Consider the following 18,966-nt stretch of genomic DNA (forward strand, 5'->3'; position numbering starts at 1 on the left):
GTTGCAGTAGCCGAAGGGATGGGCCGGCTTGCGAGGACGAATCCTGTAGCCGCTCCTGGCCGCTATTCCTTACCAGCCATCGCCTTTGCTTTGACCGGACCGCTCGATTTATAGAAAGAGATTGCAGAGTGAGTGGCGAGAATGTCCGCTTCAGTCTCTGACAGCATCGCGCTGCGAACCAGCACCATCGCACTCAACTTTTCGACCAGGAGCGCGCCCCGCGCTCCCGACACCCGCAGCAGCGCTTCCAGCGACTGTTCTTCCGGGCGACTCGCGATCGCGATGCGATCGGGACAGAGCCCCAGCTGGGAAACCAGACCGAGAACGCGCAGCGGCATCTCCAGACCCCGTGCCCCGCGGACCTCGAGCAGCCTGACCTTTTCTGCTTGCGACATGCCTCACCGCCGACCGGTCAGGCCGCCAGAGCGGTACCTTGTCGCACCCGCTCCCGGGCCAGACCGTCGGCGGCCAGGTTCGGCGCGACGTCGAGCTGGTCTGCGCGAGCCAGCACCCGCGCGAGTCGCTCCGCCGTTCCGTCGACGCGGCGGACCACTTCGGCTTCATCCCAGCCAAGATGTTCGGCCGCCACATTGATGATGCCGCCGGCGTTGACCACGCAGTCGGGGGCGTAGAGGATGCCGCGCTCGGCGAGGCGGACTCCGTCCTGCTCCGACACTAGCTGGTTGTTGGCGGCGCCGCAGACGATCTTGGCCCTCACCCTTGCCGTGCTGGCTTCGCCGAACACACCCCCCAGCGCACAGGGCGCGAGGATGTCTGCCTTGATGCTGCAGAAATCGCTTGTGGCTGCCACTTCTGCGCCCGTTTGAGTGGCTAGGGCAGCCAGTCGCTCGGAATTGGTATCGGCCAGGATCAGCTTCGCACCGCCCGCATGGAGCAGGCGTGCCAGCGCACCCCCAACGTTGCCCACGCCCTGGATCGCGACAGTGCAATCCGCCAACGGGCGCCCCAGATGCTCCAGCGCAAGATATCTCATCGCCCCGAACACGCCCCGCGCCGTCCAGGGTGAGGGATCTCCGCCGGGCCGACCGGGCACCTGCGCGAGCCCCGCCACATGCTTGGTCTCGGACGAAATGGCTTCCATGTCTGTCACGCAAGTACCGACATCCTCGGCGGTCAGATAGCGCCCGCGCAGCTTCTCCACCTCGCGGCCGAAAGCGCGAAACAGTTTCTCCCGGTCGTACTGCCCCTCGGGGACCCGCAACACAGCCTTGCCTCCGCCCAACGGGAGCTCGGCGAGCGCGTTCTTGTAGGTCATCCCGCGCGCCAGCCGCGCTGCATCGACCGTCATCTCCTCGCGCGAGGGATAGTGCCAGAAGCGACAGCCGCCTGCACCCGGCCCGAGCGCCGTCGAATGCAGGGCGATTACGCCATCCAGTCCCGCCTCTTCGTCGCGGAGTACGAAGTACTCGGTATCCAGTTCATCCCGCGTATGATTTTTCATCGAAACCCTCCTGATTGGCTTGCGGGCATTATCGATCCCGGCAGCAGGAAAGTCCTGTCTCATTTTGATGGATTGGCTAAGGTTTGCGGTTATGCTTACCAGAATCAGCTTCCTAGGAGACCATTTTGACCCCGCTCGACGATTACGAGAAGAAAATTCTCCGCGAGCTCCAGCGCAACGCCAAACAAACCACGGCAGAGATCGCCGAGAAGGTCGGGCTTTCGCCCTCGCCCTGCTGGCGCCGGATATCGCGGATGGAGCGCGACGGGGTAATCCTGGGTCATGTGGCGCTCGTCGATCGGCGCGCGGTGGGGTTGAATGCACATATTTTCGCGCAGGTGAAGCTCAACGCCCACGGGCGCGCCAATCTCGACGAGTTCAGCGCGGCGATCGGTGCCTTCCCCGAGGTTCTCGATGCCTATGTGCTCATGGGCACGACCGACTTCATGCTGCGCATCGTCGCCGAAGATATCGACGCCTATGAGCGGTTCTTCTTCGACAGCCTCAGCAAGCTGCCAGGGGTTCAGGAGATCAACTCGACTGTCGCGCTGTCGCAGATCAAGTCGAGCAACGAACTGCCGATATGATCCGCGTGCCGCGAGCGGTTCCCGGCCCGGGCAAGCTTACAGTTCGCGAGCCGCTTCCGCCGCACGCATCAGCCGGAGGACATTGCCGCTGGTCATCTTCTCGATGTCTCGGCGGCTGTAGCCCGCCTGGAGCAGGCGTTGAGTCACTACCGGCAATGCCGTGATGTCTTCCAGGCCCTGGATCCCTCCGCCGCCGTCCCAGTCGGCACCGAAGCAGACGTGATCCACTCCGGCTCCCTCGATCAGCTGCAAGAGAGCATCCATATATTGCTCGAAGCTGGTGGCCCACATCGGCTCGGTCTTGTCGAGCGCGCGCCATTGGCGGCTCAGCTCCTGCTGTTCCGCGACTGAGAGATCGGCGATGCCTTCGTAGCGACCGAACAGGAGCCCGCGCTCTTCGGTCATGTTCATGGTGCTGAGGAACACGGTCGACATGCACATGGCGCCCCCGCTTTCCGCAAGGCGCCGGATTCGCGCGTCGTCGAGATTGCGCGGGTGATCGAACGCCGCCCTTGGCGAGCTGTGCGACAGCACCAGCGGGGTCTTGGACAAAGCGACCATCTCGTCGAAAGCCGCATCCGAAGAGTGGCTGGCATCGATCACCATGCCGAGGCGGTTCATTTCCGCTACCCAGGCGCGGCCGAGCGGGCTCAGCCCGTTCCATCTGGCCTCGCCGCCCGCGGCATCGGCGAACTGGTTGGTGCCGGAATGGACCGGACCTGCCATGCGAACCCCGCGATCGTAGAATTCGCGCAGCAGCGACAGGTCTTCGCCAAGCGGATAGCTGTTCTCGATCGCCTTGAGCGCGATCAGCTTGTCTGCAGCCGCCAGGGCCTCGACTTCGTCGGCGCTCCGCGCGAACCGAATCATCTCCGGATGGCCACCGATTTCGCGATCGATCGCATCGGAACGCTCGCGCGCGAAAGCCAGTGCCTCGCGATAGCCGGCAGGGGTCAATGCTCCCTGCTCGGTGTAGATGACGAAGAACCCGCCATCGAGATGCCCCTCGGCCATCCGCCCCAGATCGACCTGGGCAATTTCGCTCGCGACGTCATGGCGCGCGGAAAAATCCCAGCCGGCGCGACCGAAATTGATCGGCGTGTCGAGATGGGTGTCGAGCACCAGCAGGTCGCGGTGAAGCCCCGCAATATCCGCAGGACCCTGCGTCACTGTAGGAGCACAGCCACTCAGGCCGAGCGTCGCGATGCATGCGGCGGCGATAGTTCTCATTCCGTTTCTCCGACCGGCGCCAGATCGAGATCCCGATAATCCCAGCTGAAATCCGCGATCGGGCTGACCGCCTTCATCGATACTTTCGCTACCGCACCATCGGCATCGAGCGCGAAGGTGACGAAGGCCGGTTCGATCGCGGAATCCTCGAAGACCGTCTTGAAGGTATCATACTGCCAATGCTCGAGCCGGCCAGCCATTCGCGGGGTGGTGGTGAAGTCGATCGTCAGCCCCTGCTGATCTTCGCCGATCACCACATCGCCGTACCAGGCATCGCGATAGCGTCCGGCATAGCGTGACGGGTCGAGCGAAGGTCCGACATCGACCGGCGTCGCCCCGGCCTGCTCGAGGAACTGCCTCCCGCCCTCCAGCCGTTCTTCGAACCAGTCCTGCCATTTCGTCGTCCAGTCGAAATCGGGTTCGTCAAGGTAGTGATCGAGCAGGTCGTAGGTCAGACCGAGCAGCATGCCGCTTTCTTCGGAGTTCAGCATGATCGCGAAGCCGACATCGAGATCGGGGATCATAACCACCCGGGTGATCGAGCCGAACACGCCGCCACCGTGCGAAATGATCCGGTGGCCGCGATAGTCCTGGACCTGCCAGCCCAGGGCGTAGGACCGATAGGTGGGTTCGGCCGGCTTCAACTGCTCCGGTAGCGTCTGGTTCGGCATCGCCGTAACGGGCGCCCACATTTCACGGGCCTGCTCTTCGCTGAAGAGCCTTCCGCCCCCGGGCAACGCGCCATGCGCCAGCTGGATCTTCAACCAGGCCGCCATGTCCTCCGCGCTAAGAGCGAGGCCGCCCGCCGGGGCTGCGCTGCGGCCCAGCTCGTCGCGTTCGTCGAGCACCTGCTGATCGCCGAGCCCGCGCAAGGGACCGTTCAGGCGCGCGTGGGGGTAAGAACGGTTGGGGATGCGAAAGCGGTTCTCGCTCTCGCTGGTCGCATTGTCCATTCCGCCGGCGCGCAGCACGCGTTCGCGAATGAAATCCTCCCAGCTCTGCCCGGTCACTTCCTCGATAAGCTGCCCCGCCACAGCGTAGAGAATGTTGTCATAGGCATAAGCTGCGCGGAAGCTGGTTTTGGGCTTCAGATACGCGACGCGCTCGACGGTTTCCCGGCGCGTGAGACTGCTTCTGGGGACGAACAGCAGATCGCCCTGACCCAGACCCAACCCGCTGCGGTGAACCAGCAGATCGCGGATCGTGATTTCGCGCGTGACCCAGGGGTCGTACATGCGGAACCACGGCATATGGTCGATAACCGGATCGTCCCACCCGATCTTGCCCTCGTCGACGAGAATAGCGAGCGCCGCTGCGGTCTTGGCCTTTCCGGTCGAACCGGTCTGGAACAGCGTCTCGCTGTCCACCGGCGCGCTCTCGCCCAGCTTGCGCACGCCCCAGCCGCGGGCCAGCGTGGTCTCGCCCTGCTCGACGATCGCGATGGCGATGCCGGGTGCTCCGATCTCTTCGCGAAGCGTCTCGACCTCTTGCACAAAGCCCTCCGGAGGCTCGGCCCAGGCTGCAGCCGGAGAGACGAGAAGCGCAGCGGACGCGAGCAGATGGAGAGGTTTCATATCGAGGTTTCCGATCTTTGCAGGGAGCGGCGGGCGAGCAGGCGGTAGGAGGCGATAGCCAGCAGCGGAACGACATAGACGGCGAGGAACAGCCAGGCGAGGAACCGGTAACCGCTGGCGATCAGGTCAACGAGACCGATCTCGGCGGCGACGACCATGCAGCCGGTCAGGATGACGGCGCCGATCGCTGCCCGCGCCAGGGTCCCCAGTGAGGACCGACCGCGGGCCTCCCACGCGCCGGAGATGCGTTCGTTGACCGCGTGGATCGCGCCGACGCCGCTTTCGAGCAGAGCCGTGAAGATCATCAGTTGGAAGATCACCGCGAAGCCGGGAATGGCCATCTGGCGCAGAAGGAAGTCGGAGGGAAGCGTCTCGCTGCCGATCTCCGGGTAGAAGGCAACCATCGCCACGAAGAAAAGAATTGCCGGAAGCATCGTCAGCGGGCCCGCGATGACCCCGGCCACAAGCGCATCGCGCCGACTGGTCAGATGCCTCAGCACCGGCAGGATAATGACCGCGCCGACGATATTGTAGCTGGCATAGGTCAGCCCGCCTGCAAGCCAGCCGTCGAGCGGCGGAGGCGATTGGGAAAAGCCCTCGCCGATCCTGTCGCCGAACGTGGCCAGCGCGACAATCAGGAACAGCGCATAGACAGTGTAGATCAGGAAGGAGGCGTAGCGGAACAAACGCTCGACCGCCGCGGTCCCGAAGGAGACAACCGCAAGGATGGTCACCGCCAGGAGGACCGATCCGACGACTGCGGGCCAGCCGAAAGTCGCCGCGCCGATCTCGCCCGCCGCAGCGCCGAACACCGCGATTATCAGCACCACGAAGATCAGATAGGCGATCTCGAACAGCACCCAGGCCGGGCCGAGCAACCCGCGGAAGAAGGATTTGTAATCATAGGCATGCATTTCGCGCGCCATCGCGAAGGTCACCGCGGCGACCAGGCTCCATATCGCTGTGGCGAAGAGCATCCCGGCCAATCCCCCCCAGGGGCCCGAGGGGATGAAATACTCGGCAAGTTCGCGACCCGTTGCATAGCCGCCGCCGATGATGACCGCCTTGAGCGCGAAGCCGGGCAAGAGGAAACGCTGAAACCAGCTGCTGCTTGCACGGGGATCGCTGTCGATCATGCGAGGCAGGCGTCCACGAGCGCCTCGAACGCCGGCCCGCCCCGAACCGGATCGGCGACCGGCATGCCGAGACGCGCGCTTTCATCCGCAAGGAGTTTCTCGGCGTCGCCATCGCTCAGGCTCGAGGTGTTGAGGCTGACGCCACCACAACGGATGGCCGGATTGGTCCGGCTCCCGAGGCGGATGGTCATCTCGATGACCTCCTCTATCGTCGGCAAATCGAATCCTTCCAGGCCGAGGATCGTCTTGCGCGTCGGGTCGTGGCAGACGACGAACACATCGGGTTGGCTGCCATGCAGCAGGCCGAGCGAGACGGCTGCGTAGGAGGGATTGAAGATCGAACCTTGCCCCTCGATCAGGTCCCAGTGCTGCGCCGGCGCATCGGGGCTCAATACCTCGGCCGCCCCCGCCTCGAAATCCGATACCACCGCATCCATCGGGATTCCGCCGCCGGCGATCATGATCCCGGTCTGCCCCGTCGCCCGGAAATCCGCATAGAGTCCTCTACCGGTAAAGGCGTGATATAGGGCCAGAGCGGTGTATTTCTTGCCCAGCGCGCAATCGGTACCGACGGTAAGCAGCCGCTTCCCGCTGCGTTTACGGCCGGTTCCGACCGGCAGGTCCGCGGGCGGAGTGCGAATGTCGATCAGGCGGCGATCGTTGCGCGTCGCGGCTTCCTTGAGGGCGGGCACGCTCGACAGGCGAACATGCAGGCCGCTGACGATATGCAGCCCTGCATCCATCGCGTCGACCAGCGCTTCGATCCAGCCTGCGCCAAGCACCCCGCCCTGATTGGCGACTCCGATAACGAGCGATTGAGCGCCAGCATCCCGGGCTTGGGCTGGCGTGATCCGCGCGAGCCCGGTCGTTACCGTAGCCCCCGGCAGAGCCATTTCGCCCACGCATTGATCGGGGGCCCAATGGGCGAGGCCGAAGGCGGTCTTCGCGAAGCTGGCCTCGGTGGTGTCGCCGAGAAACAGCAGATAGGGTTGCGGCACGACCAGACTCTCGGAAACCAGCGGAAGAGGAGCGTTCATTATGGCTAGGTTCCGGTGCAAGCGGTAAAGGCGGGCGCAATCGACACACCCCATTCGAAACTGGGTCGATCGAGGGGCGCAAGCGATGACGAGATCGCGGAGATGCTGAGGCCCTCTGTCGAGGGGGCGTCACTGCATCGGCTAACCGAATCCGCTTTCAACATCGCATCCCGTCCCCCGATTTGCCCATATCAGGACATAATGTCCTAATCAGAGAATTGTCAACCGGATCAAACCGATTACCAGCCCCAAATCCCGGCGGGGCAATGGATCAGGCCATCGCGATAGGCGACGCCCGGAGCGCGATCCTGCGCCAGGAAGGTCGGACCATCGAGATCGACCACGTCGCACAATTGCCCGAGCAGGTAGGAGGGCGCCATCGAGAGGCTGGTGCCCATCATATTGCCGACCATGACCTCTAGCCCGAGCTTGCGCGCTTCGCGCGCGATGGCGAGACCTTCGGTAAGGCCCCCGCACTTGTCCAGTTTGATGTTCACCATGTCGAACCGGCCGACGAGCGAAGAGGTGTCGGCGAACGTAACCGCGCTCTCATCCGCAACGAAGGGGAGCGGGCGCTTGATGCCGTCCAGATCCTCTTCCGCCCCGCGTCGCAGCGGCTGTTCGAGCATTGCGATCCGCGTTTCGGCGAGCGCGGGCAGCAGATCGCGCAGGGACTCGATCGTATAGCCCTGATTGGCATCCACGCCGATCCACGCCGTGGGTCGCGCCGTCCGAACTGCGACGAGACGCGCGATATCGAGCTCCGGCTCGCCGGTCAGCTTCAGCTTGATCGGCGCGTCGGGATCGAGCGCGAGCGCCGCCTCGGCCATCGCCGCCGGCTCGCCCGCCCCCACGGTCAGGGCGGATGGCAGGGCCCGCGGCGGATCGAGCCCGGCAAGCTTCCACACCGGGCAGGCTTGCTGCCTGGCTTCGAGCTCCCAATAGGCGCAGTCGATCGCATTGCGCGCGCCACCGGGAGGCATCAGGTGCTGCAATTCCTCGCGACTGGCACCGGCCTCGATACCCCCCCGGGCGTCTTCGACCTCGGCCAACATGTGGTCGATATCGTCGCCGAGATAATAGACCCCGGCTCCCTCACCCCGCCCGGCGTGCTCGCCGTCGGACAATTCGGCGACGAGCACGCGGGTCTCGGTAAAGACGTGACCGGAAATCCGGAACGGTTGGCGATAGGCAAACCGCTCGACGGTCAGACTGAGCTGCAATCGTGGCTTTGTGTTCATGGCTATCAATAGACCATGCTGAAGCCGTAGAGATTGTAGCCCAGCGTGACCCAGACCAGCACCGCCGCCGCGAGGACGAGCAGGATCGCCGCGATCCGCATCGTCCAGGCGCGCCGCTGCGTCCAGCTCAACCACAGATGCCAGATGGAGGCGATCAGCAAGCCGAAGGTCGCCACCGGGGTCAGCACGCGCAGCAGGTTGATGAGCCAGTCGAGCGGCCCACCGACGCTACCCAGATCGCTGGAGAAGGACAGGACCAGAGCGATCCATCCTGCGAACGCCAAGAGCGTGAGCCAGGCGAAGCCGCGCGACACTCGCCAGGCAGTCAAAGCCTTGCCATCCAGAACGAAGGTCGCCCCGAAACGGCGGCGTACCAGCGCCCGCACGGGCCAGGCGATCGCCGCGAGCAGCACCAGCGCCAGCGATGCCAGCAATGCAGGCATCAGCCAGGCGGGGTTGTAGGCGGCGGGGGCGGGCTCGAGCACCATGAAGGGCGAGACCGCATCGAGGCTGACCCGGACGACTTGGCCATCCACCACTTCGGCGGCGAGCCGTTCGCCGGTGGCGGTATCGCGCCAGACGAAGGGTTCCACCTCCACCCAGTCGCGGGCGCCAGCGGTGAGTCCGTCGAGCGCGGGGAAGGCGAGCTTGCCCTCGGGCCCGACGGTAATCTCCAGCGATCCGAGCAGCCCCAGCACGCGCATGAAATTGGTGAAGGAGCCGCGGCTGCTGACATAATTGCCGGCCAGCAGGTTCGCATGCGCGCGGGCGGTTTCGTCATCCACCCGTGTCTGCGGCTCTTCGGCAGGAAGGTAGCGATCGGCGAAACCGTGGAACAGCGCGCTGCGGATGGCACCGGACGCGCCGGCGACGCCATTGCTGTTCATCGAGATGTATACGCCGATATCGTCTTCGGGGAACAACCACAGATAGCTGTGGAACCACTGGGTGTCGCCGCCATGGGCGATCGCCCGCCGACCGTTGACCCATTGTTCGTAGAAGCCGAGGGCCATGGTGTTCAACGGTCCGAGGCCCGGCGCATCATAGTCATGCATCAGCCGCGCGGTTTCCGGGCTCAGGACGGCGCCCCCTTCGTTGAGATGCGCCATCATGAACTTGCCCATATCCGCCCCGGTCGAAGCCAGGCTTCCGGCGGGCCCAGGAACCACTATCTCGAAGGGCTTGGCCTCCTCGGTCGCGACCGAATATCCTTCGGACATCAGCGGTTCGAGCGCCTCGGGCAAAGGCTGGCGGAAGGTCGAGCGGGTCATGTTAAGCGGGGTGAACACCCGACGATCGATATAGTCGTCGAAGGTCATCCCGCTGACTCGTTCCACAATGTGGCCCGCGAGCGCGGTGGCATAATTGGAGTAGGCGGGGGTCGAACCGGGAGCAAAGACCCGTTCGGGCAGCGCCAGCGGCATCAGCTCGCCGAGCGACATCACCGCATCGGGATCATCGGTAATCAGGTAGCGGATCGACTCCTCGAACCCCGCAGTGTGGGTCATGATGTCGCGCAGCGTGACGGGCTCGCCCCGGAAGGGCGGAATTTCGAAATCGAGGTAGCGGTTCACATCGGCGTCGAGGTCGAGCTTGCCGGCTTCGACCTGCTGCATGACAGCGGTCCAGGTAAGCAGCTTGGAAACCGATCCCGGGCGAAACAGCGTTGCCTCGGGGTCGACTGGCTCGCGCGCGGCCACGTCGGAATAACCATAGCCTTTCTGAAGAACGACCTCATCGCCGCGGACCACCACCACCACGGCGCCCGCGATCTGTCCTCGCGCAAGCGCATAGGGGAGAAAGCCATCGAGCCAGGCTTCAAGATCGGCTGGATCGAGATCCGCCGTGTCGGATTCAGGTATGGTAGTCTCCACCATCGGCGCCACCGGCACCTCCGGGGTCCGATCCAGCAAAGCCGGTGCCTGCGCAGCCAGCGGCAAGGTGGCCAGTGCCGCCAGCCCCAGCATGATCTTGTGAACCAGACGCATCGCATTCTCCCCCCGGGCCGCTCCGCCGTCAGCTTTTCGGCTGGACGTAGGACCCCTGATCAGTAACATGCACCGCTGAATACGGCGTGGCTGAATTAGGACATAATGATCCTATTTAGAGAATTGTCAACGGGAGCGGTCGATTGATGGGAGTGCAGGCGAAACCACGGACGCTTGGCGAGGTGATGCGCGAAATCCGCTCTCGCAACGGCTGGACGCTCAAGGAGATGAGCGAGAAGTCCGGAATCCCCGTTTCGACGCTTTCCAAGGTCGAGCACAATCGCCTGACGCTGTCCTACGACAAGCTGCAGCAGCTCAGCCAGCGGCTCAATATTCGCATGTCCGATCTGTTCGCCGAGGAAGACCCGGCCAGCGCACCCCCGCAGGTCACGGGCCGCCGCAGCCTCGGAAAGCTGGACAATGCGGTCCGCGTGACGACCGACAATTACGATTATTTCTACCTCTGCACCGATCTGCGCCAGAAGCGGATGATCCCGATCGTGACCCGGATCCGCGCGCAGAGCGCCAAGGAATTCGGAGATCTGGTGCGCCACCACGGCGAAGAATTCATCTATGTGATCGAAGGCGGGATCGAGGTTCACTCCGAATTCTACGACCCCGTCCGGATCGATGCCGGCGAAGGTATCTATCTCGATTCCTCGATGGGTCACGCCTATGTGACCGCCGAGGGTTGCGAGGAGGCGGTGGTGCTCGGCGTGTGCTCGAGCGAAGGCGATGGTCTGATGGATTCGCTGCTCAACCTGCGCAGTTGAGCAGCGCCGGGCAATCCCGCCGCGCCCGCGCCGTCAGCGCACCTCCGTATAGACATATTCATGCTGGTTATCACGCACGGTTAGCGTGCGGCGACCGTCCAGATCGCCGACGACCGCCTCGACCGAGATGAGCCCCGGACCTGCCGTCACAAGCGATACGCTCCCGTCGGTATTGGCGCGCGTGGCGATCGGCCCTTCGACGAAGCCCGCCTTCATGGAATAGATTCCGTCGTCTCTGGTGACCCGGATAGAACCGATTTCGGGGTGCTCGTATAGAGAAGCCAGCCCGGCAAGAACTTCCGGATCGCCAGGCACGGTCAGGCTCGCCCGCTTGGCCTCGGCCTGCTTCTCCAGGCGCGCTGCGGCGACCGCGATTTCCTGCGTCGCTTCGGGCTTGCCGTCATAAACCACCTCGAGCAGTCGCCGCAGAAACGGGCCAAGCATGGAAGCACCGGCGTCTGAATTGACCAGGATGACGGCGCCGACCCCGGCCTCCGGCAAGAGGTAAAAATTGCTGTGGTAGCCCTGGAGAGTGCCACCGTGGGTCACGACCGACACATCGGCCACCTGCCGCTCCATCAGGCCCATTCCGTACCAGGCATTCTCCCCGATCGGCACGCCACGCTTGCGACGTTCGGTAAGGTTCGCTTCGCTGACGACGCGCTCGCCTTCGGGTGAGAGCCCCTTCGAAAGTTCGAGCTGGACGTACTTCGCCATGTCGGCGGCAGTCGACCAGGCGCCTCCGGCGGGTCTGTGCGGAGTGATCAGGTGATTGAAACGGTTCGACAGCAGGGTGACCTCGCCATCGATGTCGTAGCCATGGGGGCGCGCCCAATTGCCGCTCTCCCCCACCGCGAAATCGAAGGTGGTGTCGGTCATCCCCAGAGGATCGAAAATTCGAGTTTTCATTGCCTCGTCGAATGCCGCGCCGAGCTCCATGTCGGGATAGGCCAGCGCGCCGCCCAGATAGCCCGCCGCCGAAGCCATCAGGTTGTTGTACTGGTACAATTCGCCGAAATCGCTGGTCGGTTCGCTTTGCGCGAGCTGGCGGAAGGTGTCGGACGCCGGAGCCCCGCTATCGGCGAGAATGAAGGCATAGTCCTTGCGTGGCAGACCAGTGCAGGCGCAGACCAGATGTCGCACCAGGGTGGACCTCGTCGTCGCGTCGCTGCCGAGGCGGAATTCGGGATAGAGGTCGGTCACCGGCTGCTCCCAGCGCAGCTTGCCCTCGTCTGCCAGCGCCGAGAGCAGCAGCGTCGCCATGCCCTTGGTGTTGGATGCAATCATGAATTTGGTGTGTTCATCGACCGGTGCGTCCCGGCCAAGCGCGCGAACGCCGTAACCACCCTGCCAGACGACTTCTCCTCCGTCGATCAAGGCAATCGCCACGCCGGGCACCTCGAGCGTTTCAGCCGACTGAGCCACGAAATCCCGCAAGAGCTGGACGCGCTCGGGCGTGAGCCGATTGGCCGTCTGGCCGGCGAAGCTTTCGGGCCTGTAACCCGCTGGGCGTATGCTCTGGCCCACCAGCGATATCGCCGCCGTCCGCTTGTTGGCGACCAATTCGGAACCCTCGGTGATGAGGACGACCCACTCGCCGGCTTGGCGCAGGGCTGTGGCCGCAGCTACCGCGCGCTCGTTGGGCGAGGTTTCGTAGGAAGTATTGACCCGCTCGTCCCATCCATCGCCCGGGGCTCCGGCGGTTACCAGCCGGACCTCGCGTTCGGCCTGCGGATTGTAGAGCGACCAGGCCCGGGCGGTCGCGGCGCTTGCATCCGCCGCGGCTCCGACCTGAACTACGGCAACCCGCAAAGTGCCTTCGGGCGCCGTATAGACGGTCACGGGGCCCTGCGCGGAAGCGGCCCAATTTTCGGGCGCCGTATAGGTGATCGCTGCGGCATCCTGGGCCACGGCTTCGGACTTGACGGGCTCTTGCGCCGCCAGTGCTGCGGGGAGGCTCATCAGAGCCAGTCCAAGTGCCAGTTTCACGATGCTTCTCCCAAGGGTGGATACCAATGATTAAGCGCGATGCGGTCGGCGCTGTTGCACGCCTGTCGCGGGCATCGAACCTGCTGCTGCCCTGACGACCGTGTCAGGAGACCAGCCGATAAAGCGTATAGGGTTGCGCTTCGAACGAGAAGCGCGTGTCGCTTCCTTCGCCGTAGAACTGGATGAGCCCCAGCGGACCATAAGGCGTGGTCTCTTCGGTGACCTGCTGATAGGTTCCGGGACCGACCTGCTCCCACAGGATCGTCTGTCCCTGAATGGTCACGCTCAGCCCATGGTCGCCCTCGCGGCTAACCTGGATCAGGCTGGCCGGGTTCACCCTGTGATCGGTGTAGGAGCGGCGGTTGGTTCGGTAAGTACCCTCGACCGGTTCACCGGGCGCGCCCGTCCATTCGGGCAGGCGTACGGTCGGGACCAACCGCTCGACCACCATGGCGCTCAGTTCGGAGCGCGCGATCGAAGCCTCGTTGCCCCCCGTCAGCGATATGAAGAAGCCGACATCGGCTTCGGGAATGAGGATCAGGTTGGAATGGAATTCGCCGGTGTTCCCGCCATGCCCAATGATGCGGGGGTTCGAAGCGCGTGTTTCGAGAAACCCATGCCCGATCCCCGGAAGTCCGGGCGAGTTGGCGGCGAGACGCGTGCGCATCCGCTTGGCCGTATCGGCCTGCAGGATACGCGCCTCGCCCAGTCGGCCATCCTGAAGATGCGCTTCGACGAAACGCGCCATGTCGGCTCCGGTCGAATACAGCGAGCCAGCCGGAGCGATGTTGTAGATCAACTCGGCAGGCTGTGCTTCGAACCGCCCGTCTTTCCATTCGTAACCGATTGCGACATCGTTTTGCCAACTCTGCGGCAGCGGCTCACGGAAGGTGCTGCGCGTCATACCAAGCGGCTGGAAGATGTGGCGGTCGATATAGTCGGAGAAATCTTCGCCCGAGATGCGCTGAACGATATAGCCCGCGACCGCAGTGGAATAGTTGGAATAGGACACCTCGACGCCTGGCTCGCGCACCCGGGCCGGGATGTGACTGGCAAGCCAAGGGCCCAGCTCCTGATATTCATCCGGCGATGCGACGAACATGTCCTTGTAACCGTCCTCGAAACCCGCGCTGTGATCGAGCAGATGGCGCACCGTTATTTTCTGCGGGAAGGTTTCGGGAATCTCGAAGTCGAGGTGGCGGTCGACGGGATCGTCGAGATCAAGCTTGCCCTGCTCCACGAGCTGCATGACAGCCGTCCACGTGAACAGCTTCGACACCGAGCCGGGCCGGAACAGTGTTCTGGACGGATCGACGGGTTTGCGCGCCTCGACGTCGGCAAAGCCGTAGCCCTTCTGGATCACGACCTCGCCATCTTTCACCAGCACGAAGACAGCGCCGGCCACCTCGCGATTGGCGATGCCCATCGCCATCGCTCCGTCGATGAAATCTTCCAGCCCGGCCACTCGTTCATCGAGGGTCGTCGAAACCTCCGCGCGTGGGAGCTGCACCGGCTCCGCTGCCTGCGCAGGCGGCGCGAGCAACAGCATTGGCGCTATCAGCATCAGTCCGTATCGTTCCGCAGTTCCGGCCATTGTGATTCCCGCTGTCTCGAGTTCGGGAAGGAACGGCCAACGGCGGCCCCTTCCCGCATCATGTGGATGACTTATCCGGCCCGCGCCTGGACCCGGGCCGGAAGCGATCAGAACTTCACCTTCGCACCGACGGTGAAATACCGGCCCAGATTATCGTAATGCGCGCTGCCGGTGGTGGTGACCAGCGGCGGCTTGACGTCGAAGAGATTGCTCACATTTCCGTAGAAGGTGAAGCTCTCCATGACGTCGAAGCTGGCGTTGAGATCGATGTAAGTCCGCGCATCGATCTCGCCATTGACGATGTTCTGCTCGTCGTTGAAATCGCCGCCGCCGACATAACGTGCACGCGCACCGATGCCGAACGCATCTTCGTCGTAACCCAGGGTCAGGATGCCGCGCCACTTCGGCAGGCCGTCGACGACCGAATCGCCGACATCTCCGGCCACATCGCGGCGATTGAAGCCGGTCTGGAAGGCGAGTTCATCGACATAGGTCGCCAGAGCGCGGACATAGAAGCTACCGGGGAGCCCCAGAAAGCCCGAGATCGGCGTCCGATAGGAAGCCTCGAAGTCCACGCCGCTCGTCTCGAACTCGGCGATGTTCTGCGCCACCGCGAAGATAGTTTCGATTGTCCCGGTGGCGTCGCGAATGACGCTGTCGCAGGCGGCGGTATCGCCCTGCGAGCAGGCGGCCGTGACATCCGACGCACTGGGTGTCGCGATGGCGTTGTCGATCTTGATATCGTAATAGTCGATCGAAAAACTGAAACCGCTGAGGAAGGCGGGCGATACGGTAGCGCCAACCGTCCAGTTTTGGCTGACTTCCGGAACGAGGGCGACATTGCCTCCGCTGAAGATAGTGGCTTGCGGGTTGGGATTGTAGTTGGGATCGTTGCGGCCTGCCGAGTCATTGTCGACCACAGGGCGGACGTTGATCGTGTTGACTGCAAAGAGATTGCCGATGCTGGGTGCGCGAATGTCGCGCGAGCGGGTTGCGCGCAGCAGGAGATCGCGGAAGAGTCGCGCGGTTCCGCCGACCTTCCAAGACCAGATGCCGCCGCTCAGGCTGTAATCCGAATATCGGGCAGCGCCGTTGACATCGAGTTCGAGGCCATCGGATTGCCAGAGCGGCACAAGCGCCTCCACAAAACCCTCCTTGACGCTGAAGGCACCTTGCACCGGTTCGGTGAAGACCGGCAGGCCGAACACCCCGGCGCGATCGAGTTCGCCGTTGTCCGCCGCCTGCTCTTCCCAGCGCGCCTCCACCCCGAGAGCGACAGTGACCGGGCCGGCCCACATCGAAAGCAGATCGCCCTGGAGACGCGCTGCCGCCGAATCCAGCTTGTTGACGCTGCGTGAAAATTGGGTGCCGCTCACGTAAGCTCTCGCCTCGGGCGAGGAGGCTCCATCTCCGAAGGGGTTGAACGCCACGCAGGCAGGATCATCGTTGGTCGGATCGGCATCCGCGTTCACCGAACAAACGATCTGGCCGTTGACCGAGGTCGCATCGATGGCACGAGCGAAATTCGCGGGAATGGAAGAGTTGAAGAACCTCTGTTCGCTGTCGATCTCGCCGTGGCTGAAATGCGCGTCGTAAGCCCAATTCCCGCCAAGCGTGCCCTCGATGCCGACAGCACCTTCCTTGGTCACGCGCTCGGCGTCGAACGTCATGAAGAAAGTGTCGGTGAGCAAGCGTCCGATCAGCAGGCTCGTCTCGCCATTGGCGGCGAGCGTGTCGCTGATTGTGGGAGACAGGAACGGATTGGAGGCCGAGACCGCGAACACCGGGGATGAAAAATCTGGGAAAAACGGCTGGTTGGTCTTCGAACGACCATACATGGCATCGGCCCATACCGTCGCACCGCCACCGATGTCGTAGGTCAGCCTGCCATAAGTCCCGATCCGCTCAAGCGGATTGGCGACATAGAGCAGGTCGTACAGGCTGAAGAAATCGGCCTCGCTGGTCGGCCGCAAGCTCCCGTCGGGATTGAATACCTGACCGGCAAAAGAGCCGGCAAGAACAGTTCCGCCGCGAGTGATCGGCGCCAGATCGTTGACGTCGGGCTGCAGTTCGAGTTGCCCGCCGCCAATATTGACCAGGCCGGCGCCCAGCCACGGGCGCTCGCGTCGTCCGCCCGTGTCGACACCCTCATCGTCGAGATACTCACCGCCGATCATGAAATGACCGCGACCATCGGCGAAATCGGTCCCGAAGGCTGCATCGAAGCCATAGCGAAAACCATCGCCGCGCGAGGAGATCCCGGTCTGGGCGCCCAGAGTCACGCCATCGAGATCGTCGTTGAGGATGATGTTCACCACCCCGGCAACCGCGCCGGAGCCCCATGCCGCCGAGGCACCGCCGGTGACGAGTTCGACTCGATCCACGAGATTGGTCGGAACGAAGTTGAGGTTGTTGTCGCCCACGAACCGTCGGCCATTGACCAGGGTAAGCGTGCGAGCTGATCCCAGCCCCCGAAGATCGACCGGCGCCACGCCGCTCGAGGTGTTGCCGGTCGCGGTGGTCGGCGCCACCGAATTGCGGACCTGCGGCAGTTCGTTCAGCACCTGCTGGAGGTTGACCCGCCCGGCCTGCTGGATTTCGGTATCGCCAAGCACGGTGGTCGGAGTCGGCTGATCGAATCCGTCGCGCTGAATGCGAGAGCCGGTGACAACGATCGTCCCGGTCGGTTCTTTGGCTTCCGGCGCATTCTCGTCCGGCTGCTCGGCTGCTTCAACCGACTGGGCAAGCGCCGGGGCGCCGGCCAAGAGGGCGAAACTCGCGATCGAGCCCGAAAGCAATGTGCGGATTGTGAACTGCCTTAGGTACATGTTATCCCCCAACTCTGTTTGGCTTCGCTCAAGAAGCCGACCGAGACCTCTTCCTGGAATTCGCAGCGTCTCTGTTGAGTGTATTCCACCCTATGGACCGCTATCTTTTCAGCGATAATTTTGTCTTGATTGGGACATTTGCACTCAATTTAGAGAATGTCAAATTTGTCATGTGGTTCGCTTCGGAGTGCCGAACGGGGCTATTTCCAGGTCGCGCGAAGCAGGCGTGCGAAATTTCCGCCAAGCACCAGTTCGATGCTGTCGTCCGAATAACCACGGCGAATCATTTCCTCGACAAGGTCGAAGACCTTGCGCGGGTGATCGAAGCCATCGACATCGATCTTGTCGCGAAAGGCGTAGCTGTCCTTGTAGGCATTGCGCAGCATCGCGTTCTGGTCGGCGGGCATGTCGTCATAGCCGTTGAGATCGCTGTCGGAACCGATGCCGACATGCTCGATCCCCACCAGTTTCACCACGTGTTCGATATGATCGACATAATCCACGATGGTGGTCGGGTCGCGGTTGCTGATGAAATTGCGCACCCCGGTGATCCCCATCACCCCGCCCTTTGCGGCGAGCTTGACGATCATCTCGTCGGTCTTGTTGCGCGGATGTTCGTTAAGTGCACGACAATTGCTGTGAGTGAAGGCGATGGGTCGGGGCGAAAGCTCGACTGCATCCAGAGTCGTCCTGTCGCCCGAATGCGAAACGTCGATCAACATGCCGACGTCGTTCATCGCTCCGATGATCGACACCCCGAAATCGCTGACACCTGCGTCGACACGCTCGGTGGCACCGCTGCCGATCCGATTGAGGCTGTTGTAGGTCAGCTGGGCACACCGCAGACCCAAATCGTAGAAGAACTTGACGTCGGTCGCCCGCTCGAACTGATCCGCGTTCTGCAGGCCCATGATCATGCCAACCTTGCCCTCGGCCTTGGCACGTTCGAGGTCGCTGACCAGCCCCACCAGCGAGAATACGTCCGAATTGCGGCCGGCATAGCCCTGCCACGCCGCCAGGAATTCGAGCGCCTGCTCCTTGGCACGCGGGCCGCCAATTCCGACGGCATTCTGGATGCCCGTGATCCCCGAAGCGCGGAATTCGGCTTTCTCCCGGTCGGTCATCGGTCGGGCGGGGACCTCGGGGCGGAAATCGATCTTCGGAATGGCGAGCATGTCGAGCACCATCGCGCGCTCCACGATCGCGACGCTGCGCGCCGAATAGGTCCGGTCGCTCGCGCCGAGCCGATAATACCCCAGATTGATCATCGGTACCGACAGCAGCGCCCCCGCACCCGCCGCTTTCATGAAGCCGCGCCGCCCCGCCTTGATGCCATTCGCCATAACCGTCTCCCAAATTTCGCCTTGAAAGGGCTTGTCCTGATCGGAAAGTGAACGGCCCTTCGCAGCTGCGACCCTCGATTCCCGAAACCGCACGAATTTCCGTTATTCAGTTGCCCCATCATTGCGCTCGAACCCCGAGCGCCGCTTTGCTCGGCGAACCGATCAAGCCGCACTGTCCTGATTA

The 18,966-nt window shown here is 63.4% G+C and carries 14 protein-coding genes; 2 read left to right on the forward strand and 12 right to left on the reverse strand.

What is annotated here, in order from left to right:
* Positions 1-62: 62 nt before the first annotated feature.
* Both Q9K01_RS10235 and Q9K01_RS10240 read right to left on the reverse strand, forming a co-directional pair.
* The gene (locus Q9K01_RS10235; protein ID WP_305930151.1) at positions 63-395 is read right to left on the reverse strand and encodes a hypothetical protein; all 333 of its coding nucleotides are present in this window, start codon (positions 393-395) and stop codon (positions 63-65) included.
* A 17-nt stretch (positions 396-412) separates the two neighbouring features.
* Complete coding sequence (locus Q9K01_RS10240; protein WP_305930152.1) at positions 413-1,462, reverse strand: Glu/Leu/Phe/Val family dehydrogenase; 1,050 nt, start codon at positions 1,460-1,462, stop codon at positions 413-415.
* 125 nt (positions 1,463-1,587) lie between these two features.
* Between Q9K01_RS10240 and Q9K01_RS10245 the strand changes: the two genes are divergently transcribed.
* Positions 1,588-2,049, forward strand: a complete 462-nt coding sequence (locus tag Q9K01_RS10245; protein WP_305930153.1) for an Lrp/AsnC family transcriptional regulator — start codon at positions 1,588-1,590, stop codon at positions 2,047-2,049.
* A gap of 36 nt (positions 2,050-2,085) precedes the next feature.
* Here Q9K01_RS10245 and Q9K01_RS10250 read toward each other — a convergent pair whose 3' ends face one another.
* The 6 genes from Q9K01_RS10250 to Q9K01_RS10275 all read right to left on the reverse strand — a co-directional run bounded on the left by Q9K01_RS10250 (position 2,086) and on the right by Q9K01_RS10275 (position 10,255).
* Entirely contained in the window at positions 2,086-3,279 is a 1,194-nt protein-coding gene (locus Q9K01_RS10250) for a dipeptidase (protein WP_305930154.1), read from the reverse strand.
* The gene (locus Q9K01_RS10255; RefSeq protein WP_305930155.1) at positions 3,276-4,853 is read right to left on the reverse strand and encodes a serine hydrolase; all 1,578 of its coding nucleotides are present in this window, start codon (positions 4,851-4,853) and stop codon (positions 3,276-3,278) included. The genes Q9K01_RS10250 and Q9K01_RS10255 overlap by 4 nt, the downstream gene beginning before the upstream one ends.
* Entirely contained in the window at positions 4,850-5,989 is a 1,140-nt protein-coding gene (locus Q9K01_RS10260) for a YkvI family membrane protein (RefSeq protein WP_305930156.1), read from the reverse strand. The genes Q9K01_RS10255 and Q9K01_RS10260 overlap by 4 nt, the downstream gene beginning before the upstream one ends.
* Positions 5,986-7,026 (reverse strand): N-acetyltransferase DgcN family protein, encoded by a 1,041-nt coding sequence (locus Q9K01_RS10265; RefSeq protein ID WP_305930157.1) that lies wholly within the window; start codon positions 7,024-7,026, stop codon positions 5,986-5,988. Before Q9K01_RS10265 ends, Q9K01_RS10260 begins: the two co-directional genes overlap by 4 nt.
* A gap of 239 nt (positions 7,027-7,265) precedes the next feature.
* The gene (locus tag Q9K01_RS10270; protein ID WP_305930158.1) at positions 7,266-8,267 is read right to left on the reverse strand and encodes a dipeptide epimerase; all 1,002 of its coding nucleotides are present in this window, start codon (positions 8,265-8,267) and stop codon (positions 7,266-7,268) included.
* A 5-nt stretch (positions 8,268-8,272) separates the two neighbouring features.
* Complete coding sequence (locus tag Q9K01_RS10275; protein WP_305930159.1) at positions 8,273-10,255, reverse strand: serine hydrolase domain-containing protein; 1,983 nt, start codon at positions 10,253-10,255, stop codon at positions 8,273-8,275.
* Between the two features lie 146 nt (positions 10,256-10,401).
* On the opposite strand from Q9K01_RS10275, the gene Q9K01_RS10280 reads away from it, so the two are divergent.
* Positions 10,402-11,028: a helix-turn-helix domain-containing protein gene (locus Q9K01_RS10280; protein ID WP_305930160.1), complete on the forward strand. Its 627-nt coding sequence runs from the start codon at positions 10,402-10,404 to the stop codon at positions 11,026-11,028.
* Between the two features lie 33 nt (positions 11,029-11,061).
* On the opposite strand, the gene Q9K01_RS10285 is transcribed toward Q9K01_RS10280, so the two are convergent.
* From Q9K01_RS10285 to Q9K01_RS10300, 4 genes are all read right to left on the reverse strand, one after another.
* Positions 11,062-13,017, reverse strand: a complete 1,956-nt coding sequence (locus Q9K01_RS10285; protein WP_305930161.1) for a serine hydrolase domain-containing protein — start codon at positions 13,015-13,017, stop codon at positions 11,062-11,064.
* Positions 13,018-13,120: 103 nt separating this feature from the next.
* Entirely contained in the window at positions 13,121-14,581 is a 1,461-nt protein-coding gene (locus Q9K01_RS10290) for a serine hydrolase domain-containing protein (protein WP_305930162.1), read from the reverse strand.
* A gap of 137 nt (positions 14,582-14,718) precedes the next feature.
* Positions 14,719-17,376 carry a TonB-dependent receptor domain-containing protein gene (locus tag Q9K01_RS10295; protein WP_305930163.1) on the reverse strand — a complete coding sequence of 886 codons (2,658 nt, stop codon included), beginning with the start codon at positions 17,374-17,376 and terminating at the stop codon, positions 14,719-14,721.
* 263 nt (positions 17,377-17,639) lie between these two features.
* Complete coding sequence (locus tag Q9K01_RS10300; protein WP_305930164.1) at positions 17,640-18,782, reverse strand: dipeptidase; 1,143 nt, start codon at positions 18,780-18,782, stop codon at positions 17,640-17,642.
* Between the last annotated feature and the right edge of the window lie 184 nt (positions 18,783-18,966).

The organism is Qipengyuania benthica, from assembly GCF_030717865.1.
GTDB lineage: Bacteria > Pseudomonadota > Alphaproteobacteria > Sphingomonadales > Sphingomonadaceae > Qipengyuania > Qipengyuania benthica.

Excerpts from the sequence above, each read along its gene's own strand:
- Q9K01_RS10235 (WP_305930151.1), bottom strand. The coding sequence starts at position 395 with ATGTCGCAAGCAGAAAAGGTCAGGCTGCTCGAGGTCCGCGGGGCACGG.
- Q9K01_RS10240 (WP_305930152.1), bottom strand. The coding sequence starts at position 1,462 with ATGAAAAATCATACGCGGGATGAACTGGATACCGAGTACTTCGTACTC.
- Q9K01_RS10250 (WP_305930154.1), bottom strand. The coding sequence starts at position 3,279 with ATGAGAACTATCGCCGCCGCATGCATCGCGACGCTCGGCCTGAGTGGC.
- Q9K01_RS10255 (WP_305930155.1), bottom strand. The coding sequence starts at position 4,853 with ATGAAACCTCTCCATCTGCTCGCGTCCGCTGCGCTTCTCGTCTCTCCG.
- Q9K01_RS10260 (WP_305930156.1), bottom strand. The coding sequence starts at position 5,989 with ATGATCGACAGCGATCCCCGTGCAAGCAGCAGCTGGTTTCAGCGTTTC.
- Q9K01_RS10265 (WP_305930157.1), bottom strand. The coding sequence starts at position 7,026 with ATGAACGCTCCTCTTCCGCTGGTTTCCGAGAGTCTGGTCGTGCCGCAA.
- Q9K01_RS10270 (WP_305930158.1), bottom strand. The coding sequence starts at position 8,267 with ATGAACACAAAGCCACGATTGCAGCTCAGTCTGACCGTCGAGCGGTTT.
- Q9K01_RS10275 (WP_305930159.1), bottom strand. The coding sequence starts at position 10,255 with ATGCGTCTGGTTCACAAGATCATGCTGGGGCTGGCGGCACTGGCCACC.
- Q9K01_RS10280 (WP_305930160.1), top strand. The coding sequence starts at position 10,402 with ATGGGAGTGCAGGCGAAACCACGGACGCTTGGCGAGGTGATGCGCGAA.
- Q9K01_RS10290 (WP_305930162.1), bottom strand. The coding sequence starts at position 14,581 with ATGCTGATAGCGCCAATGCTGTTGCTCGCGCCGCCTGCGCAGGCAGCG.
- Q9K01_RS10300 (WP_305930164.1), bottom strand. The coding sequence starts at position 18,782 with ATGGCGAATGGCATCAAGGCGGGGCGGCGCGGCTTCATGAAAGCGGCG.